This window comes from Alteribacter natronophilus, from assembly GCF_006007885.1.
GTDB lineage: Bacteria > Bacillota > Bacilli > Bacillales > Salisediminibacteriaceae > Alteribacter > Alteribacter natronophilus.
In genome coordinates, this window is the sequence record NZ_VCRO01000001.1 from 254,714 (window position 1) to 277,205 (window position 22,492).

At 47.4% G+C, this 22,492-nt stretch carries 27 protein-coding genes and 1 tRNA gene; 14 read left to right on the top strand and 14 right to left on the bottom strand.

All coding sequences use genetic code 11. The features are described 5' to 3' along the window. The first annotated feature begins 51 nt into the window (after positions 1 to 51). The 5 genes from FGB90_RS01285 (at position 52) to FGB90_RS01305 (ending at position 4,256) form a co-directional block, all read left to right on the top strand. Positions 52 to 534: a PilZ domain-containing protein gene (locus tag FGB90_RS01285; protein ID WP_138808762.1), complete on the top strand. Its 483-nt coding sequence runs from the start codon at positions 52 to 54 to the stop codon at positions 532 to 534. Positions 535 to 588: 54 nt separating this feature from the next. Next, positions 589 to 1,809 carry a DUF418 domain-containing protein gene (locus FGB90_RS01290; RefSeq protein WP_138808763.1) on the top strand — a complete coding sequence of 407 codons (1,221 nt, stop codon included), beginning with the start codon at positions 589 to 591 and terminating at the stop codon, positions 1,807 to 1,809. A 256-nt stretch (positions 1,810 to 2,065) separates the two neighbouring features. Continuing rightward, entirely contained in the window at positions 2,066 to 2,917 is an 852-nt protein-coding gene (locus FGB90_RS01295; RefSeq protein WP_138808764.1) for a DegV family protein, read from the top strand. 101 nt (positions 2,918 to 3,018) lie between these two features. Further along, a complete protein-coding gene (locus FGB90_RS01300; RefSeq protein WP_138808765.1) occupies positions 3,019 to 3,999 on the top strand; it encodes a nucleoside hydrolase in 981 nt (326 codons plus the stop codon). Between the two features lie 65 nt (positions 4,000 to 4,064). Continuing rightward, positions 4,065 to 4,256, top strand: a complete 192-nt coding sequence (locus tag FGB90_RS01305; RefSeq protein WP_138808766.1) for a hypothetical protein — start codon at positions 4,065 to 4,067, stop codon at positions 4,254 to 4,256. Between the two features lie 268 nt (positions 4,257 to 4,524). Here the strand turns inward: FGB90_RS01305 and FGB90_RS01310 are convergent, their stop codons facing one another. From FGB90_RS01310 to FGB90_RS01330, 5 genes are all read right to left on the bottom strand, one after another. Further along, a complete protein-coding gene (locus tag FGB90_RS01310) occupies positions 4,525 to 5,805 on the bottom strand; it encodes a chloride channel protein (protein WP_138808767.1) in 1,281 nt (426 codons plus the stop codon). Between the two features lie 18 nt (positions 5,806 to 5,823). After that, entirely contained in the window at positions 5,824 to 6,432 is a 609-nt protein-coding gene (locus tag FGB90_RS01315) for a DUF421 domain-containing protein (RefSeq protein ID WP_306419224.1), read from the bottom strand. A 361-nt stretch (positions 6,433 to 6,793) separates the two neighbouring features. Further along, positions 6,794 to 6,868, bottom strand: a tRNA-Val gene (locus FGB90_RS01320). Between the two features lie 93 nt (positions 6,869 to 6,961). Further along, on the bottom strand, positions 6,962 to 7,150 hold the full coding sequence (locus tag FGB90_RS01325; RefSeq protein ID WP_138808769.1) for a hypothetical protein: 189 nt from the start codon (positions 7,148 to 7,150) through the stop codon (positions 6,962 to 6,964). Positions 7,151 to 7,435: 285 nt separating this feature from the next. Further along, positions 7,436 to 7,999, bottom strand: coding sequence for a phosphatidylglycerophosphatase A family protein (locus tag FGB90_RS01330; protein ID WP_138808770.1), 564 nt, complete (start codon positions 7,997 to 7,999; stop codon positions 7,436 to 7,438). Between the two features lie 262 nt (positions 8,000 to 8,261). Between FGB90_RS01330 and FGB90_RS01335 the strand changes: the two genes are divergently transcribed. Next, complete coding sequence (locus FGB90_RS01335) at positions 8,262 to 8,777, top strand: YjcG family protein (RefSeq protein ID WP_138808771.1); 516 nt, start codon at positions 8,262 to 8,264, stop codon at positions 8,775 to 8,777. Positions 8,778 to 8,779: 2 nt separating this feature from the next. Further along, a complete protein-coding gene (locus FGB90_RS01340) occupies positions 8,780 to 9,226 on the top strand; it encodes a GNAT family N-acetyltransferase (protein WP_138808772.1) in 447 nt (148 codons plus the stop codon). 37 nt (positions 9,227 to 9,263) lie between these two features. Here FGB90_RS01340 and FGB90_RS01345 read toward each other — a convergent pair whose 3' ends face one another. Next, positions 9,264 to 9,464: a hypothetical protein gene (locus FGB90_RS01345; RefSeq protein ID WP_138808773.1), complete on the bottom strand. Its 201-nt coding sequence runs from the start codon at positions 9,462 to 9,464 to the stop codon at positions 9,264 to 9,266. A gap of 230 nt (positions 9,465 to 9,694) precedes the next feature. Between FGB90_RS01345 and FGB90_RS01350 the strand changes: the two genes are divergently transcribed. Both FGB90_RS01350 and FGB90_RS01355 read left to right on the top strand, forming a co-directional pair. Beyond that, positions 9,695 to 10,882: an MGDG synthase family glycosyltransferase gene (locus FGB90_RS01350; RefSeq protein WP_171051658.1), complete on the top strand. Its 1,188-nt coding sequence runs from the start codon at positions 9,695 to 9,697 to the stop codon at positions 10,880 to 10,882. A 119-nt stretch (positions 10,883 to 11,001) separates the two neighbouring features. Beyond that, a complete protein-coding gene (locus tag FGB90_RS01355) occupies positions 11,002 to 11,232 on the top strand; it encodes a WYL domain-containing protein (RefSeq protein WP_138808775.1) in 231 nt (76 codons plus the stop codon). A gap of 70 nt (positions 11,233 to 11,302) precedes the next feature. Here FGB90_RS01355 and FGB90_RS01360 read toward each other — a convergent pair whose 3' ends face one another. Genes FGB90_RS01360 through FGB90_RS01375 form a run of 4 tightly spaced genes read right to left on the bottom strand, consistent with a single transcriptional unit; the run spans position 11,303 to position 14,530 of the window. Then, complete coding sequence (locus FGB90_RS01360) at positions 11,303 to 12,445, bottom strand: bifunctional cystathionine gamma-lyase/homocysteine desulfhydrase (protein ID WP_138808776.1); 1,143 nt, start codon at positions 12,443 to 12,445, stop codon at positions 11,303 to 11,305. After that, positions 12,442 to 13,371, bottom strand: coding sequence for a PLP-dependent cysteine synthase family protein (locus tag FGB90_RS01365; protein ID WP_138808777.1), 930 nt, complete (start codon positions 13,369 to 13,371; stop codon positions 12,442 to 12,444). Before FGB90_RS01365 ends, FGB90_RS01360 begins: the two co-directional genes overlap by 4 nt. 14 nt (positions 13,372 to 13,385) lie before the next feature. Then, a complete protein-coding gene (locus tag FGB90_RS01370) occupies positions 13,386 to 13,862 on the bottom strand; it encodes an S-ribosylhomocysteine lyase (protein ID WP_138809927.1) in 477 nt (158 codons plus the stop codon). A gap of 20 nt (positions 13,863 to 13,882) precedes the next feature. Further along, positions 13,883 to 14,530 carry a class I SAM-dependent DNA methyltransferase gene (locus FGB90_RS01375; protein ID WP_138808778.1) on the bottom strand — a complete coding sequence of 216 codons (648 nt, stop codon included), beginning with the start codon at positions 14,528 to 14,530 and terminating at the stop codon, positions 13,883 to 13,885. A 269-nt stretch (positions 14,531 to 14,799) separates the two neighbouring features. On the opposite strand from FGB90_RS01375, the gene FGB90_RS01380 reads away from it, so the two are divergent. From FGB90_RS01380 to FGB90_RS01400, 5 genes are all read left to right on the top strand, one after another. Then, positions 14,800 to 15,372 carry a DUF4269 domain-containing protein gene (locus tag FGB90_RS01380; protein WP_246056006.1) on the top strand — a complete coding sequence of 191 codons (573 nt, stop codon included), beginning with the start codon at positions 14,800 to 14,802 and terminating at the stop codon, positions 15,370 to 15,372. Then, complete coding sequence (locus FGB90_RS01385; protein ID WP_138808779.1) at positions 15,356 to 15,772, top strand: HIT family protein; 417 nt, start codon at positions 15,356 to 15,358, stop codon at positions 15,770 to 15,772. The genes FGB90_RS01380 and FGB90_RS01385 overlap by 17 nt, the downstream gene beginning before the upstream one ends. Positions 15,773 to 15,775: 3 nt before the next feature. Then, positions 15,776 to 16,384, top strand: a complete 609-nt coding sequence (locus tag FGB90_RS01390; RefSeq protein WP_246056008.1) for an NUDIX hydrolase — start codon at positions 15,776 to 15,778, stop codon at positions 16,382 to 16,384. 172 nt (positions 16,385 to 16,556) lie between these two features. Further along, positions 16,557 to 17,876: a kanamycin nucleotidyltransferase C-terminal domain-containing protein gene (locus FGB90_RS01395; protein WP_246056011.1), complete on the top strand. Its 1,320-nt coding sequence runs from the start codon at positions 16,557 to 16,559 to the stop codon at positions 17,874 to 17,876. A gap of 108 nt (positions 17,877 to 17,984) precedes the next feature. Further along, positions 17,985 to 19,310 (top strand): S8 family peptidase, encoded by a 1,326-nt coding sequence (locus tag FGB90_RS01400; RefSeq protein WP_138808782.1) that lies wholly within the window; start codon positions 17,985 to 17,987, stop codon positions 19,308 to 19,310. Positions 19,311 to 19,460: 150 nt separating this feature from the next. On the opposite strand, the gene FGB90_RS01405 is transcribed toward FGB90_RS01400, so the two are convergent. The 4 genes from FGB90_RS01405 to FGB90_RS01420 all read right to left on the bottom strand — a co-directional run bounded on the left by FGB90_RS01405 (position 19,461) and on the right by FGB90_RS01420 (position 22,364). Then, positions 19,461 to 20,144, bottom strand: coding sequence for a response regulator transcription factor (locus FGB90_RS01405; protein WP_138808783.1), 684 nt, complete (start codon positions 20,142 to 20,144; stop codon positions 19,461 to 19,463). A 145-nt stretch (positions 20,145 to 20,289) separates the two neighbouring features. Next, a complete protein-coding gene (locus tag FGB90_RS01410; protein WP_138808784.1) occupies positions 20,290 to 20,898 on the bottom strand; it encodes a redoxin domain-containing protein in 609 nt (202 codons plus the stop codon). Positions 20,899 to 20,920: 22 nt separating this feature from the next. Further along, a complete protein-coding gene (locus tag FGB90_RS01415; protein WP_138808785.1) occupies positions 20,921 to 21,664 on the bottom strand; it encodes a cytochrome c biogenesis CcdA family protein in 744 nt (247 codons plus the stop codon). Between the two features lie 7 nt (positions 21,665 to 21,671). Beyond that, positions 21,672 to 22,364: a hypothetical protein gene (locus FGB90_RS01420; RefSeq protein ID WP_138808786.1), complete on the bottom strand. Its 693-nt coding sequence runs from the start codon at positions 22,362 to 22,364 to the stop codon at positions 21,672 to 21,674. Positions 22,365 to 22,492 lie beyond the last annotated feature (128 nt).

A 22,492-nucleotide genomic window follows, 5' to 3' on the forward strand; every position in this document is an offset into this window, starting at 1 on the left:
TTTGTGATGGTGTGTATAATAATGGTACTGTAGTAGGATGAAAGAAGCTTAATGGGGGAGATGGCAATCGAAGACAAAGATAAAAAAACAGTACGCTCGGTTTACAGATCTTCTGCAGCCAACAGGAGAGAGTTCTTCAGAGTGATCTTTCACGCTCTGCTAAAAGGGTCGATGCAGGTAGTCGGAGTGAATGGAAAAAGTGTGGACATGAACAGTACACCGGTTCTTATAGAAGATATGGGACTTGGCGGCATGTGCTTTTCGTCGAATATAGATCTGCCGGCACACCCCGGTCTGGTCCTTCAGGTGAATTTTGCCCTCGCGGATCAGGAGTTCGTTTCCCTTGGAAAAATAAAGAGAAGACAGGATGAAGGCGGACTGTATACATATGGACTTGAATTTATTATGAAAGAGGAGGCCCGGCAGGAACTGTTCGTAGCACTTACGAAACTGCAGGTGAAAATGCGTACCGATCCTCTCGATAAAAATTACAGCTGGCACGAAGGTGATAAGCGGGCTTTTTTTGACGTATAGTAATTGCATCACCCGGCCAGGAAACAGCTCTTAGGAATGAAAGGAAGTGAATAGATGTCTCTTCATGAAACAGCACCGGTCCTCCAGGGGGACCGGGTCAGACAGATCGATATTATCAGGGGTTTTGCACTCCTCGGCATTCTCCTGGCCAACATGCCTTTTTTTGCAACTCCTTTTGTTTACAATATGCTGCTTGATGTTTCGCTTTTTACTGATCAGGCAAGCAGAGCAGCGGAATGGGCAATCGCATTTTTTGCATCGTCAAAATTTTTCACCATGTTTTCCTTCCTGTTCGGGATCGGTTTTATTCTCTTTCTGAAGCGGGCAGAGGAAAAAACGGACCGGCCAGGAAGTCTATTTGCCAGAAGACTTTTTTTCCTGCTGGCAATCGGAATTATCCATGCTTTCGGGATCTGGTTTGGCGATATTCTCATTATTTATGCCCTTACCGGGTTTGTCCTGCTGCTGTTTTACAGGAGTAAGGCGAAAACCTGTCTGATCTGGGCGTTTGCTCTTCTTGGGGTTCCTGCTGTCTTTCTTTTTCTGGGCACGCTTGCGCTGTACTTATCCGGTGAGACTTTTGCCAACCCTGCTGAAACACAGCGTTTCTATATGGAAATGGCGGAAAACAGTATGGCGGCCTACGGCAGTGGAAGCTTCGGCGAAATCATGACCCAGCGTACGGCAGACTACTGGTTTATGTTTTCGAACTACCTGTTTATGGCGCCAATGATTCTGGCTATGTTTCTTTTCGGGGTTTATGCTGCGAAGACGGAAAAGCATACAAGGATTCAGGAGAATCTCCCCTTTTTCAGGAAGGTGTGGGCAGGCAGTCTCATTATAGGTCTGCCGTTTAATTTTGTTTATGTTAACAGTTATACTGCAGAGGGAGCGGAGCTGTCACATCACTCACTTCTGCAGGTGGCAGCAACTATGATTGCAGGTCCTGCTCTCTGCTTTTTTTACATCACCTCACTGATCCTGCTGCACCAGACAGTGGCCGGGAAACGCCTGCTCAGCCCTCTGGGGGCAGTTGGACGTATGGCACTGAGCAACTACCTGGTCCAGTCAGTCGTCTGTACCCTGATCTTTTATAATTACGGTTTGGGACTTTACGGTGAAGTGGGGCCTGTTTACTGGATCGTTATTGCTTTTGTTCTGTTTGCGCTTCAGATTGTGATCAGCAACTGGTGGGTTCAGCGTTTCCGTTTTGGCCCTGCAGAATGGTTCTGGCGCAGTCTGACCTACGGAAAAAAGCAGCCGTTTAAAAACTGAAAAAAGGCTGGTACAGAACCCGCCTGATGGAAATGGTCCTCACCGCGCTGTGAGAGCCATTTTTTGTGCTGGATTGTCACCCCTGCGGAAAGCGGGAGGAGGGCGTTTAGGAAACCAATATGGCGCAGGAGAACAACCTTCCTTTTTTTATTAGCACCTGCAATTAGTACTTGGTATCAAAGGAGTTTTAAACTATAATGGTTTTAAAGATAAAGTTAAAAATTTAAATTGATTATAAAGGGAATGGGATGGGGATATGAAAAAAACAGCATTTGTAACGGACAGTACGGCTTACATTACCGATGAGCTTCGAAATCATCCCGATGTATACGTCCTCCCGTTAAACATCATGTTTAAAGACGGGGAATATGAGGATGGCGTGGACCTCTCCACAGATGAGCTTTATACAAGGATCCGGGCAGAAAAGGAAGTGCCGAAAACATCGCAGCCGTCTGTCGGGAAATTTGCAGCTCTTTTTGAAAAGCTGAAAGAGGAATATGACGGTGCAGTGGCTATTCATATATCCAGCGAACTGAGTGGTACGTATTCCAGTGCCGTGCAGGGCAGTGAGATCACAGAGGGTTTTCCGGTTGAAGTGGTGGACTCGAAGTGTATGAGCTATGCCATCACGCACCTTCTTCACCGGGGACTGAAACTGGCTGGGGAAAAGAATGATGTCCGGGAAATAGGAAATGAACTTCGTGCGTACGCAGGGATGACAGAAAACTACATCCTTCTTGGAAGTCTTGAACAGTTTTATAAGGGAGGGCGCATGTCCGGAGCGCAGTATATGCTCGGCAGCGTGCTCAAAATTAAACCAATGCTCCGTATTACACCTGAGGGAACTTTTGAACTGTTTGAAAGAATCCGCTCAGAAAAAAAAGCGGTGAACCGCCTTGTTGAACTTCTCCACACTTCGTACGAAAAGAGAAAGGTGGAGGAGGTCCAGATCCTTCATGGAAATGTGGCTGAAAAAGCCCGGCAGCTTGAGGAAAAGATAAAAGAAAAAATGCCTTCCATCAGAGTGGTTACCGGTGAAATCAGCTCAACAATTGCTGTCCATGCCGGTGAAGGAACACTTGCACTCATGTGGGAAAAAACAGAATAATAGCCATGTCAGCACTCTGGAGCACAGCAGCTCCAGGGTGTTTTCATTTCAGGGCCTTTTTGAGCATAAATACTATGTAAGAATTGAAACAGGGGGGGCTTATGATGATGCCGAGAAACGTGCTGATGTTTGCAGATCCGGGGGTGGACGATGCGATTGCCCTTATTTATGCACTCCTGCATCCCGATATCAACGTAGTCGGTATTGTATCGGGTTACGGGAATGTGGAGGTGGAAGTTACAACCCGCAATATATATGCGATTCTCAATATGCTGGACATGGATGTTCCGGTTTTTGGGGGGGCCAATCAGCCGGCATCCGACGTTTATGTGGAATTTTATCCGGAAGTGCATGGAGTGGGAGGGCTTGGTCAGTTTGAGCCTGAGGGAATTGGCTTCCAGCTGACTAATTTTACTGATCTCTATGAGGTTTTTGACCGTTATGAAGGTGTAGCTATTGTGGATGTGGGACGGAACACCGGGCTGATGCTGGCGTATATGCTCGGGAAACAGAAAATGGAGAAGGCAACGGACTGTTTTCTGATGGGCGGGGCTTTTCTGACACCGGGGAATGTGACTCCGGCTGCGGAGGCCAATTTTTACGGTGATCCGGTAGCATCCAAGTTTGTATTTGAAAACATCAGGTCCCACGTTTTTCCCCTGGATGCGACTGAAAAAGCTCTCGTCACCCAGGAGATGATCGGGTATCTTGCAGAATGGTCCCCTATTGAGAGGCTGAGAGGCCCTTTACAGGAAATGTTCACCTTTTACGCAGAAAAGTATCAGGAATTTGTGCCTGGAATTCAGGGGGCATATATTCATGATCTGCTTCCTTTGATGTACCTTACCAATCCGGAACTGTTCACCATGATTGAGCGGGAGATTTTTATTGAAACGAGTACCGGGCCTGCACGTGGAGCAAGTATAGCTGATTTCAGACCGAACTACGGTATCGCAGCAGCAGAAGCCGAAGAAGAGCATCTCAGGCATAAGATTGCCATGGACATGGACTACGAAGGGTTTTATTACCTCTTCATGAACGTGTTCATGAATTCAGTCAGAACCCCTTATGTACACAGATAGAACGGATACAATGGCGGACCTCCGGAGAAAATACAGTCAAATGGAGTAAAAAAGGAGGTTCTGCAATGGTTTCTTCAGGAAAAAGAAAAGTGATTAATGTACTGTGCGGGGTACTGCTGGTCTCGGTCCTTTCAGCAGGGTGCAACAACATTCCTTCCCAGTCGCCTGAAAGCTCAAAGATGGGCAATGAAGGCGGTGATCCGGCATATGACGAACCGGGCAACTTTGAGTCCCCGCGGGGAATGAGGGATCGTTAGTAAATGGGGCATCTCTTCCAGCCTTTTTCAGGAATAGAGCGAAGACGGGGCAAATGCTGCCGTCTTTTTTTGTTCTCCTTTAACTATAAAATCTGTTTTGTATGGACAGATATAATTTCAATTTGCGAAGCTTCACGGCGGTAGTGAGACTCCTGCGCCAGACGGGGCCTAGGGGAGACCCCGCATGGCGATAGCCAGAGGAGGATCCCCGGACCGCCGCGTAAAGCGGACGGACGACGTGAAGCGAAGCTTCTTTATTTATGCCGCGTTATCGCTTTAGTTTGTTCTTTTCCACATTTTCAATTGTTTCCCCTTCAGGCAGTCCGAACAACCTGCTTTTCGGGCGGTGAATTTTCTGGGAAGGCCACAATCCGTGATGTCCGGAAAAAATAAATGCGGTCATACTGGCCACAAAAAAATACTCAATCCCTTCCCCGCCAAACATCTCAATACTCAGCAGAAACGCAGCGACAGGTGTATTTGCGCCTGCGCAGAAAGCAGATATCAAACCGAGTCCGGCCAGAAAAGACAGGGGGAGATCAAAGAACGGATATAAAGCATTTCCTAAAGTGGCGCCCATAAAAAACAGTGGGATGGCTTCTCCCCCGACAAATCCTGTGCCCAGGGTTACGGCAGTGAAAACAAGCTTTGCAAGAAATGCAAAGGGGGGAACTTCACTGTTAAATGACGCTTCAAGCATATCAAGACCTCTGCCGTTATAATCATATGTGCCAAGTGAAAAGGTGAGTAGGACTATGATAATACCACCGGTAAATGCCCGGATCATATGATTTTTTTTCGTGTATTTCTCCGAAATCCTGTGAATGGCATGACGGAGCTGACAATACACCATACCCAGCAGGCTGAAGAGTATAGTCAGCAGAATTACCTTTAAGAACGTGATGAGCGATAACTCCGGCACAGCCTGAATTACAAACGATTCGTGTTCCACTCCCCAGGCTTTCTCCGTTATGTAATGGCCGATAAAACTGGCTGTAAGACAGGGAAATAGGGCTTCATACTTCAGTTTTCCTATATCAGTCATTTCCATTCCGAAAACAGCCCCGGCAATCGGGGTACCGAAGGCTGCTCCAAACCCGGCACTGATGCCGCTCCTCAGCAGAATCTTTCTGTCAGCCGGATTCACCTTTAGAAAACCGATTACTGTTTCGGCAGCACTTCCACCCATTTGAATAGCTGCACCTTCCCTGCCGGTAGACCCGCCAAACAGGACAGTCAGAAACGTGCCTATATAAACTAAAGGACCGAGCCTGCGCAGCACTTTTGTCTTTCCGTGCACCCCTTCTATGACGAGGTTGTTGCCTTTATATAAGTTATACCCGTCTCCGGGCCCTAATCGCATATATAAATATCCGAGGAGCAGACCCGCCAGCGGAAGCAATAAAATCAGCCACGAGTGCTGTTCCCTCGTATTCCCGAGATGATCGTTGACAGTTAACAGGAAGGCAGTGGCTGACCCTATGATCAGACCGATTATTCCCCCTGTTAAGATCCATTTGGCAAGGGTTATGAAAAAGAACCTGCCCATAGTTTTTCATCCCCTTCCTCAACTCAGATCATCTTTGGGTTGTTTCTCATGCCCTTTCTTAGCTACTTCCGTAAAAATATTCGATTCCAAAGAGCGGAGGTCGGCACTATGCAGATTCGTGTTTTCACTGAGCAGTCTGATCAGCAGCTGAATGTCCTCTTTCGTTGCTGTCTGTTTTTCCGGTTTGAGCATATAGCCAAGCTGGCCGTTTGACTCAATCGTTGCCCACTGTAAATCACTGAAATTCTGAATACCCTGCTGTCTTAATCTTAATTCGAGCATATCTACTGTAAGCCGCATTTTTTTAAGGTTCCTGGTATTGATCCTTCCGTTTTCGATAACCATAATTGATTTACTGTAAAAGAATTTTTCCAGCGCATCGTTTTTTAACGCGAGGTATTCGATAAGCAGGAGATTGAGCACAAGGATCAATGTAATAACGAGGGTCGTCCAGATGTTTCTGTCGCCAACCGGCTGAATGATCAGGGAACCGACGGCAATCATCATAACTGTCTGGGCGACTGTTAATTGGGAAATTGATTTTCTTCCTGCAATCCTTAAAATCAGCACGCCGCCAAAAACAATCAGGACTGCCTTCCAGATAAAGCTGAGATCCAACCGGCTCACTCCTTTAATTCGCTGGTTTGACAATTTCTTTTCTATCTTTTACTAAGTACAAGGCATATATGTAGTGAAGATGACTGAGTTCACGGCAGATGGTAATTGTAATTAACGGGAGGAGGGGGAAAGCTCCACAAGGCAGCTTACCGGAAAGGAAACGTTAACAGAAGGACGTTTTAGTAAAGGATGTTCTTCTATTATGCGGCAGGAGGACTCTTCCCGTGGGCACGGAGGAAGCTGCAGGCCGACAATTACAAATGCCGGTGGGGAAAAGAATGCAAAAAACCGCTATCCTGATTTAACAGAATAACGGAGTATTTGCGCGTGAAGCGCTGCTGCTATGTAATGAGAATAATTTTCAGATAAATGGTGAGCCGTATTGGATTTGAACCAACGACCCCTTGCCTGTCAAGCAAGTGCTCTCCCGCTGAGCTAACGGCTCTCACAACTTGATAAAATCTATTCAGCCGCCTACCGGTTACGGTGGCGACAATTAATAATATAATGGAAAACTGCTTAAGTGTCAATAGATTTATTACTCATCGAACGTATAACGGACGACGTAGCGGTTATCTTTTCTTTTACGGATTTCAACCCAGGGTGGACGCTCATACCCATTATGCCAGTTTTCTTCAAGTTTTGCTTTCAGGCAGCCTGCCTGGAATCTGGATGTGAAAATCTCCTTTAAATAGATCCATCTCGGCGTTTTTACTGTCGTTTCCATCTGCTTCACCTCTGTTCATTCTGTACGGCTGTTGTCGATAGTATATGCATTGTAAGAAAGAATACCACCTCTTTCCAGTTGAAGCAAGAGAGTGGGAAGAAGCGAAAAGGGTACTTGGCGCGCCTTCGGGAATTTAACAGGAAAAGTCCTGAAAAAAATGGCTCTCACCTGCGGTGAGGCCATTCTTAACAGCTTAGTTTAGTTCCCGGCTCGTACCCTTTAAAAGCGGCTTGGGTTGATTTTACTGTCAGACCTCAGACATCGACCCCGAGCCGGTAAACAACATTATCCGATGCGCTCTTCCCGGTCGCGTTCCTTAATTTCTTCCTCTCTGAGACGCTCCTGGCGGTCCCTCAGTCGGTGTGCCAGGCGGCTTGACGCGTTGGCAGCGATGCTGCACAGCAGGTCGTCGAAGAAAGTATGACACTGACCGTCTGTTTTCTGATCAAGTTTTCGGATAATCCCGGTTTTCTCCTTGTCCAGGTAACCGAAAGTGGTGACAGCAATACTTCCGTAGCCAAAGACGGATCCGAGGGCAATGGTTTCATCTACGCCGAACAGGCCTTCGTCCATTTCCACGATGGACTGAAGCGGTTCGGACAGCTTTTTCTGTTCTGCAAGTTTATCGAGTTCAATGCCGACCAGTACAGCATGCTGAATTTCACGTTTCTGAAGTACTTTGTCGACACTGTCGAGACAGTCTTCCATCTGGAGGTCCGGGTTGTATTGTTCCTGCATATCGTACACGATGCGCGCAATGTCCTCCAGTGTGACGCCCCGTTCCTCAATCAGTTTACGGGCTGCGTTCTCGACGACGTGGCAGTGTACAGGTGTTCGTTCTCTGGTCATAATGTATTCCTCCTGTATCTCCTGTAGTATGAGCTTATTGTAGCATATTTTCAAAATAGATTGACAAATAAAGGGCGTTATACTGTCCCTGTGGGGTATTCCCGGAAATACAATGTGCAAACATGGGAAGAAAAAAAGGGATTTCCCCGGTGAGTGTTGAATTAGCGACAGAGGCAGGATTTTATTTTTCATCCGTTTCGTATATGATTGGAAAAAGCAGAGGAAAAAAGATAAAGTAGGACACAGAAGGAGGGCATTCTACATGAAATACGGCATTGCTATATTCCCATCAAAAAAACTTCAGGATATCGCGAATTCATACCGAAAGCGCTATGATTCCCACTACTCCCTCATTCCACCGCATGTGACTCTCAAGGAGTCATTTACAGCTGAGGAGGAAGAGCTGCCGGCCATTCTGAAAGAGATCAGGAAAGTGGCGGACACTGTGGAGCCATTCAGCCTGGAGGTTTATAAATTTGGTTCTTTTCATCCGGTAACAAATACAATTTACATGAAAGTCCGAGAGAATGAAGCACTGGGTTCCCTTCGTGAACAGCTGAACACAGGACCACTGGAACATCATTATGAGTACCAGTTTGTCCCTCATATCACAATCGGGCAGGAACTTGACAACGACGAGTGTTCGGATGTTTTTGGCCGTCTCAGACTCGAATCGATCAACCATGAAGAGAAAGTGGACCGGATCTCACTTCTGTATCAGCTGGACAACAATATGTGGACTGTATACGAAACGTTCCGGCTTGGAAAAGGAGAGTAATTGTGGATATAAGAGTTGTGAAATCAGAAAAGGAAAAAGAGGATGCTTTTCAGGTGCGGCGGACCGTTTTTGTGGACGAGCAGCATGTACCTGAAGAAGAGGAAATCGATGAATTTGAAGAAGAGGCTGTTCACTTTGTGGCGTATGCAGATTCCGAGGGTGAAAAACCCGTAGGTGCAGGACGACTGCGGATTCTTGATGATATCGGGAAAGTGGAGCGGATCTGTGTGCTGAAGGAATTCCGGACACAGGGCGTGGGAGATCGAATTATGCAGAAAATTGAAGAAGAAGCCGAGCGCCATCCTATTGAAGAACTAAAGCTTAATGCACAGGTTCAGGCCGAGCGCTTCTACAAACGCCTTGGTTACGAAACCATTTCCGGCGAGTTTTTCGATGCAGGAATTCCTCACGTGGCTATGCGTAAAATACCGGGTAAGACACCTTCTTAATTAAGAGGGTGTTTTTTTTTTGACGCGCAGAAAGTGGTCAGGTCCCTTTTTTTCCGGCTTTTGTTCCGTTCCGGTAAAGAAAATACAGCATCAGTGCCATTGGAAGCACAGCCAGAGCATAAATACCGGCATGATTGAGGGCACCTTCCGGCATATGATAAAGAGCCCAGCCGATAATCTGGAACAGAAAGCCGATCCCGGTACCGACAGCAAAGTAGAGAAGATACTTTTTCAGCATCCTGCACACCTCCCTCATCAGATTGGAACACTCTGTCTATGCCTATGCAGAGGCTCCCTTTTGAATGTACTTATTCCATTCATGCCCTGCACTGCAGAACTTAAACCTGCCATCGGGAAAGCAGTCCACTATGTATGGAATCTTTTACCTGATCCTACACTAAACTAATAATACCCTGTTTTCACTGACCATTTTACAGGGGGACAATAACAGAGGGGCGGGTGAGAGAATTGAGAAAAAAGGTGGTATTACTGATCTTTTCGGCTGAAGCAGACGGCGAGGCTGTCTGGGGAAAATTAAAACGTGAATGGGACAGACGGGGCGCGGATTGTACCGTAATCAACTTAATCACCTGTCTTCCGGAAAGACTGGGCAGCTGCCTTCCGAAGCTTTATAAAATGATGATACAGCATGCCCCGGCACTGTGGCGGAAGCTTTACCATCGCAGTAACAGACCTTATACACCTCTCTCACCGTTACTTTCCCCTCTATGTAAAGAGGCCTGTAAAACACTGGACCGTATACAGCCTGATATGCTTGTTACCACGCATCCTCTGGCTGCCGCTGTGGCTGGCGGCTGGGTTGGGCGGTGCAGGACAAATGAGAGACCTGCACTTTTTTCCGTGGTGAATGACTATTCCATGCATGGGATGAGTCTCTCAAAGGAAGTGAATGGCGTGTTTCTTCCGGATGATGAGGAAATAAGAAGTGGGCAGGACAGCTATCCGTTTTCCAGGTTCGCACGTGGCTGCATCAGCATTCGTGGCACGTGGTCTGAACCTGTGGACAAAGAGGCACTGCGAAGGCAGATTGGTCTGCCGCTGCACGCTAAGGCAGCTGCTGTGAGCGGGGGACGGGAAGGACTTCTGCCTTTCAGAAAAATCATCCGTGCATTTGACCGCGATGCAGCAGGAGGGTGGACTCTCCTTTGTTTTACCGGGGAAAACAGACGGGATGCCCGCAGGCTCATTAAAGCAGATTCCAGTCATGACGTGCGGGTATTTCCTTTTACGCCTGCTTATGAGGATTACGTAAAAGCTGCGGATCTACTCATAACAAGACCCGACAGCGTTACCGTCACCGGAGCATTACACGCGCAAATACCTATCCTCGTGACCGCTCCGCTCCCGGGACAGGAAGAGCAGAATATCCTCCGGCTGAAAAAGCATCCCCTTGTTCACGAGTGTACACCCGGGATGATGGGAATCGCTGCTGAAAAGGTGCTCTCTGAAGCCGACTCCCCCCGGGAAAACTCTTTCGTTACTGCAGGGGAGATGATCGATGAAATGATCGCAATCAGTGAGGAACAGGATGAAAAGAACCAGTTTAGAGCTCCAGAAAGAGCCCGGGTCCTCAGGATGAACCACATTCTTGCCATGCGTGCAAAACAGGACGAGGAAAGAGAGTTCCGGTCATAAGGGCTGCTCTTAAATCTGGTAAAGTAAGGTTTAACCACGATTTGGCAGGGGAATCCTCTTGAGTGACAGAACGTTTGTTCGTATAATGGATAGTAGAAAAAACGAACGGGGGATGCAGGATGGAAGGAATATTCAGGCGCGCCATGATCAGCCGTGAACCGGTGGAGATGATTTATATGAATAAATCCGGGACAGTAACGAAACGGGTAGTCTCGATTCACTGTGTAAGTGCAGGAAAGGTGACGGCATTCTGTCACCTTCGTAAGGCACTTAGAACTTTCAGGCGTGAAAGCATCCTATCCGTTATGCCTGTCCAAAAGAAAAGAAATGAAGGAACAATCGGTTCCTGAGGACACAAATGCTGCGTAAATAAGAGCCTCCCGGCATAATCCATTGCCGGGAGGCTCTTAAACGTTCCAGTTAGTCTTTTTTACTATCGAGTGCCTGGCGAAGATCTTCCACGAGATCATCAGCGTCTTCAATTCCGATGGATACCCTGATCAGTCCGTCGGCGATGCCAAGTTCCTTACGGCGGTCAGCCGGGATTGACGCATGTGTCATTTTTGCAGGCAGGCTGATAAGACTTTCAACGGCTCCGAGGCTTTCAGCCAGGGTGAAGTACCGCGTCTGTGCAAGAATATGTTCCGCACGCTCACCGCTGCCTACATCAAAGCTGATCATTCCGCCGAATCCAGTGGCCTGTGATTTATGAACATCATGGCCTTTGTGGCTCTCCAGACCCGGGTAGTAGATTTTTTCGATATCTTCACGGCTTTCAAGAAACTCGACCACTTTTGCAGTGTTTTTTTCCGTCTGTTCCATTCGAAGGGCAAGTGTCTTAATTCCCCGTATAACGATCCAGGAATCCTGGGGACCGAGCACACCGCCTGATGAATTCTGGACAAAATGCAGTTCCTCGCCGAGCTGGTCACTGTTGACGACAGCAAGGCCGGCTACTACGTCGCTGTGACCGCCCAGGTATTTTGTTGCACTGTGAATGACAATATCGGCGCCAAGTGCAATAGGAGTCTGATAGTAAGGTGTACTGAACGTGTTATCCACGATTAAAAGCAGATCGTGTTCGTCTGCAAGACTGCGCATTGCCTTGATATCGGTGACTTTCAGCAGCGGATTTGTAGGTGTCTCCGCGTAGATGGCTACAGTATTGTCACGAATGGCTTCACGAACACTATTTTCGTCACTCGTGTCGACGAACGTCACGTCAAGATTGAAGCGGCTCATCACTTTACTCATAAGACGGAACGTGCCGCCGTAAACATCGTCGGTAAAAACAACGTGGTCACCGGCTTTAAACATCTGCATAACGGCACTGATGGCAGCCATACCCGAACCGAAGGCAAAGCCGCGGTGTCCGCCTTCAAGATCCGCAATCAGTTTCTCGAGTGCTTCACGTGTCGGGTTGCCCGTCCTGGAGTACTCGTAGGAAAAATTGCCGACACCATTTTGTTTGTAGGTGGATACCTGGTAAATCGGGGTGCTCACTGCGCCGGTATGCTTGTCTCCAAATACGCCCCCGTGAATCATTTGAGTTTTCTTTTTCATTCGGATTCATTCCCTTCGTAAATACCTGTGCTTAAATACCGCTCGCTGCTGTCAGGAAATACGGTTACGATATGTGATCCTGCAGGTGCTGTTTCCGCTTCCCTGAGAGCCGCAGCATAGGCAGCTCCGGAACTGCTTGCCACGAGGAGCCCTTCCTGTTCTGTAAGCTCCTTTACACGCCTAAACGCTTCCTTATCAGTAATTGTATGAACCGCATCGAAATAGGATGTGTCCATATACGGAGGAAGGAATTCCATGCCGATTCCTTCTGTACGGTGAGGGCCTGATTCGCCCCCGTTAAGGATTGAGCCTTCAGGTTCCACAATCACGGTTTTCACATTTTTCAGGTGGTCCTTCAGGTAACGAGCCGTACCCATGAATGTTCCACCGGTACCGGCACCTGCCACGAAAATATCAATTTTTCCGTCCAGGTCAGAGACCAGCTCCGGACCGAGAGATTTATAGTAAGTATCAGGGTTTGCTTTATTGTTAAACTGGGCGGGGGAATAGGAGTCGGGAATTTCCTTCAGCATCTCCCTGGTACGGGCAATGGCCCCTTTCATTCCTTTTTCAGTCGGCGTATTCACCACAGTTGCGCCAAGTGACCGCATAAGTGTCTGTTTTTCCTGACTGAATTTTTCGGGCACGACAAAAATAACTTTTACTTTTTTACCGACAGCGGCAAGGGCGAGCCCAATACCGGTATTGCCGGCTGTCGGTTCAATAATGGTTCCCGTTTCGGAAATATGTCCCCCTTCAATTGCATCGCGGATCAATTCCTGACCGAGACGATCCTTTACGCTGCCGCCGGGATTAAAATATTCGAGTTTGGCGAACAGCCGGCAGTTGTTGGGAAGGGGGACCTGGGTGAGTTCAAATAACGGTGTATTTCCGATCAGTGAGTGTATTCCCTGGTAGATTGTCATGAGCAGACTCCGGCTTAGAGGTGCTCGTCCGCAAATACCTGCGTCCACTCATCTTTTCTGGAAAGCATCCGCTGGGCAATCTCTTTTGCTCCTTCAAGAGAGTGGGAGGCGGCCCAGCCGCACTGTACTTCGTTACATGCCGGCACTTCATCGGCTTTCAGCACGTCGTTCAGTGTATTTTCAACAAGTTCCACTACGTGATCGTAGCTTTCGTCGTTAATAATGCTCAGATAGAAACCTGTCTGGCAGCCCATTGGGGAAATATCTACAATCTGTCCGTGATGATTTCGGCTGAATTCGGCCATCATGTGCTCAAGGGAATGAAGACCCGGCATATCCATATGGTCTTTGTTCGGCTGGCAGAAGCGGAGGTCGTATTTGTAAATGGTGTCTCCGTTTGCTCCCTCCGTCGTACCTGCGAGGCGGATATAAGGTGCCGCTACCTTCGTGTGATCCAGATTAAAGCTTTCAACATTCATTTTCTTACTCATCATTAACAGCCTCCTGTAAATTAATTGTCGTGTTTCTTCACCGCACTCATGAGCCAGACGTACGGGTTAAGGTTTGTAAACTCAACCTCAAAGCCGGCTTCACGGAAGATGTCGGACAGAACAGGAATGGTCGTGTAGTATTCCGTACGCAGATCTTCAGCCAGATTGTAAAACTGGTGGTTTTCTGCCCGCCTGATCATTCGCTGCTTTGCGGTGTCATCTGTAAACATTGTATCAGCGAATACCACTTTTCCGCCACGGTTTAAGGTTCGGAAATACAGATTAGCCGCTTCTTTTTTCTCTTCATCGGTCAGATGGTGAAAAGCATAGGTGGACACGTACGTGTCAGCACCGCGTTCGACAGCAGGATGGGATAGAAAGTCTCCTTCGTGAATCGTTACGTCAGGATGCTTTTCCCGGGCAATGTCCCGCATTTTGCCGGAGGGCTCCACGCCGGTAACCCGGAGACCTTTTGCTTTGAGCACTGACGTTAGATTCCCGGTCCCGACGCCGAATTCAATAACATGGCCGCGTGCACTGTCGGCAACAGCCTGAAGGATTGTATTGTAATTTAAAAAAACTTCCTTATATTCTTCGTCAACACCGTGAACCGTATCATCGTAGCTTTCGGCCCAGCGGTCAAACAGATCAACAAATTCTCTTCCCATGTTCGTTCCCTCCCGGGGAGTAACCCCTTTGAATATAAAAACCTGATAATCCGCATTGAAAAGGTCGGGATTAGATTTATTTTATCATATGCAAAGGTCTGCTTCAACGTTATTGATTGACGCTCAGATAAATAAATGGAAGGTACTGCCGGCAAGTGGTAAAATTTTTACAGATCAATTTTTAACACTTTTTCCCGGCTGCCGGTATTTACGCTTTATCTGGAATATTTTTACTTATGGATTTTACAATGAAGGGAGGCAGTCCGCCGTTGAAGAGATATCCCGGCACACTTAAGACAGGAAGTACCATTCAGCAGAAAGCATACGATGCTGTACAAAAGCTGAACATTCTGCACGATCTGGCGGGGTACACTCCACTGGTCTGCGGGACGATCCCTCTTGGAATTCAAACTGAACACTCGGATCTGGATGTTGTACTGTTTGTTTCCGAAAGAAACTTTAACAGGTTTCAAAAGGAAGTTACTTCTCTGTACGGTACTATGGAGGAATTTACTGCTGAGGAAAAAGACGTTCACGGCACGTCTGTAGTAAAAGCCAATTTCCTATTCGCCGGTTTTGAGTTTGAACTTTTCGGTCAGCCGGTCCCCTCACACAGGCAGCGCGCATTTGAGCATATGGTCACTGAAGCTGCCATGCTTCGGATGCATCCGGAAATAAAAGAGAAGGTCATTGAACTTAAAATAAAGGGCATGAAAACCGAACCTGCTTTTGCCTCAGTACTGCACCTGAGGGGAGACCCGTATGAAGCAGTTCTCAAGTGGGGGCATGAGCACGGCATTCTTCCGGTAAAGGAGAGTATGATGGATGATTATCGATTGTGAGCTGTGTGTACCGGAACAAAATCCCGATCAGAGAATAGTTTTTGAAAACACTCACTGCCGTTTCCTGCAGCTGAGACATTCAGCTGAACCGGGAAAAGCCCTGCAAGGCGCTGGCCTGATTGTACCGAAGTTACATAAAGAGACTCCCTTTGAGCTTACTCCTGCAGAATGGCAGGCTACTTATGAACTGCTGCATAAAGCTAGAGCTTATATCGATTCAAGACACCTTCCTGATGGATACAATCTCGGATGGAACTGCGGGGAGATGGCGGGACAGCATATCCCCCATGCCCATTTTCATGTTTTACCAAGATACAGTGATGAACGATACAGTGGGCAAGGCATCCGGGCCCTGTTTAAAAGCCGGGAAAACTTCAGAGGGCACAGTAGGAGTGATTAAGTGGTGGAGATCCTGAAAACATTTAATGAAAAACACGAACAGACCGGGACCGCCCCCCGTGAAGAGGTTCACCGGAAAGGCTTCTGGCACGAGACGTTTCACTGCTGGTTCGTGGCGAAGGAAAAAGAGGACATAGGGCTTTATTTTCAAATGAGGAGCAGCGAAAAGAAAGACTATCCCTCGCTCCTCGATATAACAGCTGCGGGACATCTTCTCGCCGATGAATCTGTCAGAGACGGTGTCCGGGAAGTGAAGGAGGAAACAGGCGTTTCCGTTTCAATGGACGATCTCATTTCTTTAGGAGTGATCCGCCTGACAGATCCCGGTATAAGGAGAGGATTTTCCGACAACGAGTTTGCTCATACTTTCCTCTATAAATATACCGGCGGCACTGATCGGCTTGTGCCCCAGCAGGGGGAGGTTGATGGATTTTACAGAGTTTCACTGGATGAAGTGGAAGCTTTGTTCGAGGGAAAACAGGAGACCGCTCTTCTGCAGTGCTGCAGCGTACCGGCTGGCCCTGATAAAGAAGCATCCGCTGACGATTTTCTTCCCCATGGCCATCAATATTACCTCAACCTTGTAAAGAAAATAAGAGGTGTATTTGATTAGTGAGGCGAAATGCCCCTTTTTACTATTGGTTCACCTGAATCGTGATTTCAACTCCTTAAAACAGGGTATAGGCCGGCGTACGGCCTATTTTTATTTACTTCGAAACCTTATTCTGAGTCCCGGTGCAGGCCGGAATACATAAATGATCTGAATGAACAGGGAGGAAAAAGCAATGCCGGATATCGTGACGTTTGCCGATGAAAATCTCTACAGGGAAAAAGCAAGTGAAATTGCCAAAAGGCATGAAAAGCTGATTAAAAGTATCCTGCCTGCGGCTTTGATTTATCATATCGGAAGTACTGCAGTGCCGGGGTCCCTCACTAAGGGAGACGTGGATCTTCAGGTGAGAGTAAGCCAGAGGGATTTTCCCGAAGCAAAGGAAGCCCTGGCACGCCACTACAAAATAAACGAAGGAAGCTTTCAGAGTTCCTGTTTCTGTGCTTTTGAAAAAGAAGATGAATTACTGCCTCTGGGTGTTCAGCTTACCGTGATTTCATCAGAAGTGGATCATTTCTGGAAACTGACCGCGTTTCTGCAGACACACCCGGAATTTAATGAGCAGTATAATGCACTCAAACAGAGTGCGGAAGGTCTGGACATGGACGAATACCGAAACAGAAAAGCCAGGTTTATAGAAGAAATTCTTGATAGTGACCCCTATCGCCGCTTCAGTTTCCGGCTGGAAGGAAAAGAGGTGGAGCCGATTAATCCTGTAAAACGCCAGAAGGAGAGGCTTTCTTTTCCAAAGGCGTCAACCAGGAAGGAAAAGAGCGAAATGATTGAGGTGATCAGCCGCCGGCTCCTTGACAGGTTCGGAAAGGATATTACCGCTGTCGGTGTTTACGGGTCGGTGGGTCAGGAAAGCGAAGGTCCGTTTTCTGATATTGAAATTCACGTTGTCACTAAAGAGGGTAAAACCATTCAGGAGTATGAGTTCATATACGGCGGATTTAAAATTGAACTGAGCACTGCCCAGGAGACCGAACTCCTGGAAAAAGCCTGCCGCGTTGACGACAGCTGGCCGATTCGTGCTGGGGCGTACGTGCATGTAAAGCCTCTTTACGATCCGGATGGCTTTTTTGACGAACTTCAAAAAACTGTCCAGAATATCAAATATGAAGAGGTGAAGACAGTAATGAGGGAGTTTATGATCTGGGAGCCTTATGAAACCATGGGTAAAATCAGAAACAACTATGCCTCCGGTAACCACCGTTATCTTCCTTTGGCAGCGAAGGATCTTGCCTATCAGACAGCAAAATTGATCGGTCTTGCAAACAGGCGGTATTACCGGACACGGGCGCGTATGTTTGAAGATTCCCTGTCGTTCCCTTCAAGACCGGAAGGCTACGAACGCCTGCTGGAACTTCTTCTGGAAGGACAGCTGCACCCCTCTCATAAAGTGTACGACCGCTGCGAGAACCTCTGGACCGGGCTGAATATCTGGTTTGAGGAACTTGGCATTGATTATCAGGAGGATCAGCTCCCCTTTTAACCATGCCTGAAGGCAAAAATGATTAGTGTACATGCCGTAGTGTTTTTGCCGTTCCTGTTCCCCTGAATTTACATAGTTTATAAAAACTGTGTGAAAGGGGGGAACATAATGTTTCATTACCGTATGGTCAGACTGCTTCGTTCCCGTGGGAACCGGGTTGACCATCAAGTTAAAAATGAACTGCTGAAATCCATCAGGCCTTTACGCTGGATGCCCTGCTTCTTTCATTCTCTCTATGAAAAGTGGGTCAGTAAAACAAAGGCTGTATCAGTGATCCTGGAATTTGAAGAAGGAAAGTGTCATGAAGGAGTGAACGAGGCTGCTGAGGTTCTTGCCGCTCATTTCCGCTGCTCCGTGCGCCACACGTTTACGCGCATTTCCTGCTGCAGCGCCGACATTACTCTGGAGGGACTTGAAAAGCTGCTTGACGGCTGCTCAACCCTGAAAAAAGTTCACCTGAACAAAAAGGTTACGGCCCTGCTTGATACTGCTGTGCCCGCTTCCGGGGCCGAAAATGTAGTCAGGGATGGCGAAAAGCTTACCGGCAGGGGGATCACAATCGCTGTTCTGGATACGGGTGTAGATCCACACGAAGATCTTAACGGGAGAATAACCGCATTTAAGGATTTTATTAACGACGAGGCGGAACCATATGATGATAATGGTCATGGCACCCACTGTGCCGGTGATGCTGCCGGTAACGGTACAGCTTCAAATGGCCGTTACAAAGGATCAGCACCGGAGGCAAATATCGTCGGTGTTAAAGTGCTTGATAAAGTAGGGGCTGGCTCATTGGAAACTGTGATCCGGGGAATTGACTGGTGTATGGATTATAATGAAGAGTTTCCGCACCGGCCGATTAGGATTATGAACCTCTCCCTTGGCGGCACGGCTCAATCATTTGATTCAGAAGAAGAAGATCCTGTGGTGAAAGCTGTTAATGAAGCCTGGAGAAGCGGTATTGTTGTTTGTGCTGCTGCTGGAAATGAAGGTCCGCGAGCCGGGTCAATTGCAACTCCCGGAGTGAGCAGTACAATTCTGACTGTGGGAGCCCTGGATGATAATGACACAATTACCCGTGCTGATGATGAAGTCGCTGACTTTTCAAGCAGGGGCCCGACAGTTTACGGTGAGCCGAAGCCGGATCTTCTTGCACCGGGAGTAAATATCGTTTCTCTGCGGTCGCCGGGATCCTTCCTCGATAAAATGCAGAAGAAGGCCCGCGTAGGCACCGGCTATGTGGCACTTTCAGGGACATCAATGGCAACACCAATTGTTGCGGGTATTGCAGCGCTTATGCTCCAGCATAATGCTGATCTGACACCTGATGAAGTGAAAGAGAACCTGATAAAAGGGACAGTTCAATGGCGGAACCGTGATTCGTATGTGTACGGGGCAGGGTATGTTAATGCCGAACAGTCCATTGAGAGTTAATTTTCAGCAGCCGTGGAAGGCAGGAAGCCACTGAATGCTTTATTGGTGTGGTTTCCAACAGAAAGTGCAATGAGAATTCTGAATAAGGAAAAGGCTCTCACTGGATGGTGAGGGCCCTTCTTATTGGCCGGAGTTTGTCCCGGCCTTTATTTACCGGTTATTAAACTTGTAGCCCATTCCCCTTACTGTAACAATACGTTCTGGATTGGAGGGGACATCTTCAATCTTTTCCCTCAGCTTTTTTATATGGGCATCGATTGTACGGTCCAGGATGGCACGGCCGTTATGAGGATGAATCTGATTGACCAGCTGTTCCCTTGTGAGTACCTGCCCCGGATTTTCCATGAAATAATAAAGCAGATTAAATTCGTGCTTTGTCAGGCTGAGAGGTCTTCCGAACAGAAGAGCCTGGCCTTTACGGGGTTTGATAACAAGGCCTGAATGACTGATCTTCTGACAGAACTGGCCACCCCTTCTGAGAACCGCTTCGGCACGGGCCATAAGTTCTTTCGGGCTGAATGGTTTCGTTACATAGTCATCTGCACCCAGTCTGAGACCATTTATTTTTTCGTCACTGCTGGCTTTTGCAGTCAGCATGATGACAGATACCTCATTTCTTTCCTGATCCCGAATCCATTTGCAAAGGTCTTCACCACTGTCACCCCCAAGTTTCAGATCCAGAATGACAAGACAGGGGGAGGAAGCGAGGAAAATATCTTTAGCCTCCTGTACATTTGAGGCATTTACCGCCTCGTAACCGTATTTTTTCAGATAGGTGCATACGAGGAAACGAATTCTGTCGTTATCTTCCACTACAAGTACCCTCTGTTTCATCGTCATCCCCTTTACATCAGGCTTTTTCCGTAAAGATTGGTCCTGCTCCACAATTTAGAATGTGGATCGGACAGCTTCCGCCGGCAGCGGAGTAATTACAATCATCCTTACGAAAAGAGCACATCATTTCTAATACTGACGGAGGCTAATCCATCTCATTAAAGCGCTCCCTGATCATTTCGTGATTCATCGGACCAAATGAGGCGCTGTGGATTCTGCCACTTGTATCAATAAAATAGGAGGTAGGGATCGGCTGAATATTGTACAGTCCGGCAACCTCGATATTTTCATCGAGAAGGATAGGGAAAGAAAGATCCAGTTCCTCCCTGAATGATTCCACATAGTCCTTACCGGGCTCTGTTTCCGTAAGATTTACGGCAAGTATGGTAACGTCGTTTTCTGTATAAATCTGTTCCATGTCCGGCATCTCCGCCCGGCAGGGAGGACACCAGGTAGCCCAGAAGTTTACCATTACCTTTTCTCCGCGGTAGTCAGAAAGGCTGGTCTCTTCACCACTTAATGTAGTCAGGGTGAAATCCGGGGCTGTATTTCCCGGTTCAAGCCCGGTATTACTCTCTTCTTCTCCAGGTTCCTCGACTGTTTCTTCAGCTTCTGTACCGGACGTTTCCTGTACTGCTTCGAATTCTTCCGTTTCCTGTGCCGACTCTTCGCCGTCAGTCTCCCAGTCTACCGTATCATAAATAGTCCACCCAATAAGAACGGTAAAAGCCAGGATCAGCACTGTTTTTTTCATTTTAGCATACTTCCTTTCCGAGTTAGCCAATATTTTCAAACGGGGTACCTTCAATAAGACGGAGAATGAATATGGAGATTTCCGTCAGTTTTCCGCTGAACAGAAGAACACCCATAAGTACCATTAAAGCTCCTCCGCCTTTCATAATGATGCTGCTGTATTTAACGATCCATTTCGCCGAACCGATAAAAAATGTGAGCACAAAGAAAGGTATAGTAAAGCCGAGTATATAAGCAATGGTAAACGTGAGCCCCTGCGCCGGATGACTGGCAGCGAGAAGCAGAACGGATGCAAAAATAGGACCGATACACGGTGTCCAGCCGGCAGCAAACCCGACTCCAACGAAAGTTGTCCCGGCATAGCCCGCTGGTTTTCTCATTACATTCAAACGTTTTTCCCGGAGCAGAAACCCGATTTGAATGACTCCTGATACAACGAGTCCCATGAAGATAATAAAGATACCGGCAAAACGCTGAATCAGATTCCCCGTCTGCCCGAAGATGAGTTCCTGAAGAAACTGTCCAAAGTACGTGGCACTTACACCCAGGGCAAGAAAGATGGATGACGCACCGAGAAGAAAGAAGAAGCTGTGTGTCATCAGCTGCCTGCGAATCCTGACATCTTTCCTTTCTTCCAGTTCTTTGACACTGACTCCGGTTATATACGACAAGTAGGCCGGAAACAGGGGCAGTGTGCAGGGAGATATAAATGAGATCACTCCAGCTGCAAAGGCAGCCCAGATTGTTAAGTTTGCGAATTCTTCCATATAAAAATCACCTGCTTTTTTTCAATAGATTTCTGCCAAAATAAACTGCATTCAATACAATCGCGGCAAATAAGAGCACAAGAAGAAAATAGTTCATTCCATATAAATGAAAAAACATATTCGAAGGGTCTGCCCGGCTGATCAGCCATTTCCCAAAAGCCCATAAAGCGAATGCGTGTTTAATACTCAACAGGTTCTGTGAGGTAAGAACAAGAACCAACGTACAGAGCAGCATTGTGTAAAGGCCGACAGGATGATGGGACAGGGCTTGAAGGGGAGTGCCGATCTCCTCTCCACTGCGCTGCGCGAGGAAAGAAAAAACAAAATCGGATACAACCAGCACCAGAAAGATGCCGGTCAGGGTATGTTTCAGCCGGCTGATATTTCTGAAGTGAAGGTAAATCACATAAGCAGAAGTGAAAAGCAAAGCTGTGTAAAATTCCGCTGATCCACTTGGATAACTGAGTACAGCCAGAGGATCTTCCAGCAGCATGGGCAGATGAAGTACAGCGGTACCAAACTGAAACACGAGCACAAAGATAATCACGGTATCGGCTGTTTTGTCCCGTACATGATGCCATCTGCTTTCTTTATATGAAGAAAAAAACTTCAGATAAAGGAAACCTGCTGCAAGAGAACCTGCCAAGTAAAACATCCAGTATGGAATAAGAAGTGAACCTGCCTGAAAAACGTTGTACACAATTGAACATCCTTTCCGCTTGGAAGTGTAACAGAGGAATATGAAAATTTGATGAATGGATGAATATCCTTCTCCCCCGGTAGAGTTTCCATGGTTGACACTATACCACGAGGGGTATAAAATGCAAC

Bases quoted from the DNA above. Each gene is read 5' to 3' on its own strand.
- FGB90_RS01285 (WP_138808762.1), top strand. From the start codon at position 52: ATGGGGGAGATGGCAATCGAAGACAAAGATAAAAAAACAGTACGCTCG.
- FGB90_RS01290 (WP_138808763.1), top strand. From the start codon at position 589: ATGTCTCTTCATGAAACAGCACCGGTCCTCCAGGGGGACCGGGTCAGA.
- FGB90_RS01295 (WP_138808764.1), top strand. From the start codon at position 2,066: ATGAAAAAAACAGCATTTGTAACGGACAGTACGGCTTACATTACCGAT.
- FGB90_RS01300 (WP_138808765.1), top strand. From the start codon at position 3,019: ATGATGATGCCGAGAAACGTGCTGATGTTTGCAGATCCGGGGGTGGAC.
- FGB90_RS01305 (WP_138808766.1), top strand. From the start codon at position 4,065: ATGGTTTCTTCAGGAAAAAGAAAAGTGATTAATGTACTGTGCGGGGTA.
- FGB90_RS01310 (WP_138808767.1), bottom strand. From the start codon at position 5,805: ATGGGCAGGTTCTTTTTCATAACCCTTGCCAAATGGATCTTAACAGGG.
- FGB90_RS01325 (WP_138808769.1), bottom strand. From the start codon at position 7,150: ATGGAAACGACAGTAAAAACGCCGAGATGGATCTATTTAAAGGAGATT.
- FGB90_RS01330 (WP_138808770.1), bottom strand. From the start codon at position 7,999: ATGACCAGAGAACGAACACCTGTACACTGCCACGTCGTCGAGAACGCA.
- FGB90_RS01335 (WP_138808771.1), top strand. From the start codon at position 8,262: ATGAAATACGGCATTGCTATATTCCCATCAAAAAAACTTCAGGATATC.
- FGB90_RS01345 (WP_138808773.1), bottom strand. From the start codon at position 9,464: ATGCTGAAAAAGTATCTTCTCTACTTTGCTGTCGGTACCGGGATCGGC.
- FGB90_RS01355 (WP_138808775.1), top strand. From the start codon at position 11,002: ATGGAAGGAATATTCAGGCGCGCCATGATCAGCCGTGAACCGGTGGAG.
- FGB90_RS01360 (WP_138808776.1), bottom strand. From the start codon at position 12,445: ATGAAAAAGAAAACTCAAATGATTCACGGGGGCGTATTTGGAGACAAG.
- FGB90_RS01365 (WP_138808777.1), bottom strand. From the start codon at position 13,371: ATGACAATCTACCAGGGAATACACTCACTGATCGGAAATACACCGTTA.
- FGB90_RS01370 (WP_138809927.1), bottom strand. From the start codon at position 13,862: ATGAGTAAGAAAATGAATGTTGAAAGCTTTAATCTGGATCACACGAAG.
- FGB90_RS01375 (WP_138808778.1), bottom strand. From the start codon at position 14,530: ATGGGAAGAGAATTTGTTGATCTGTTTGACCGCTGGGCCGAAAGCTAC.
- FGB90_RS01385 (WP_138808779.1), top strand. From the start codon at position 15,356: ATGATTATCGATTGTGAGCTGTGTGTACCGGAACAAAATCCCGATCAG.
- FGB90_RS01395 (WP_246056011.1), top strand. From the start codon at position 16,557: ATGCCGGATATCGTGACGTTTGCCGATGAAAATCTCTACAGGGAAAAA.
- FGB90_RS01400 (WP_138808782.1), top strand. From the start codon at position 17,985: ATGTTTCATTACCGTATGGTCAGACTGCTTCGTTCCCGTGGGAACCGG.
- FGB90_RS01405 (WP_138808783.1), bottom strand. From the start codon at position 20,144: ATGAAACAGAGGGTACTTGTAGTGGAAGATAACGACAGAATTCGTTTC.
- FGB90_RS01410 (WP_138808784.1), bottom strand. From the start codon at position 20,898: ATGAAAAAAACAGTGCTGATCCTGGCTTTTACCGTTCTTATTGGGTGG.
- FGB90_RS01415 (WP_138808785.1), bottom strand. From the start codon at position 21,664: ATGGAAGAATTCGCAAACTTAACAATCTGGGCTGCCTTTGCAGCTGGA.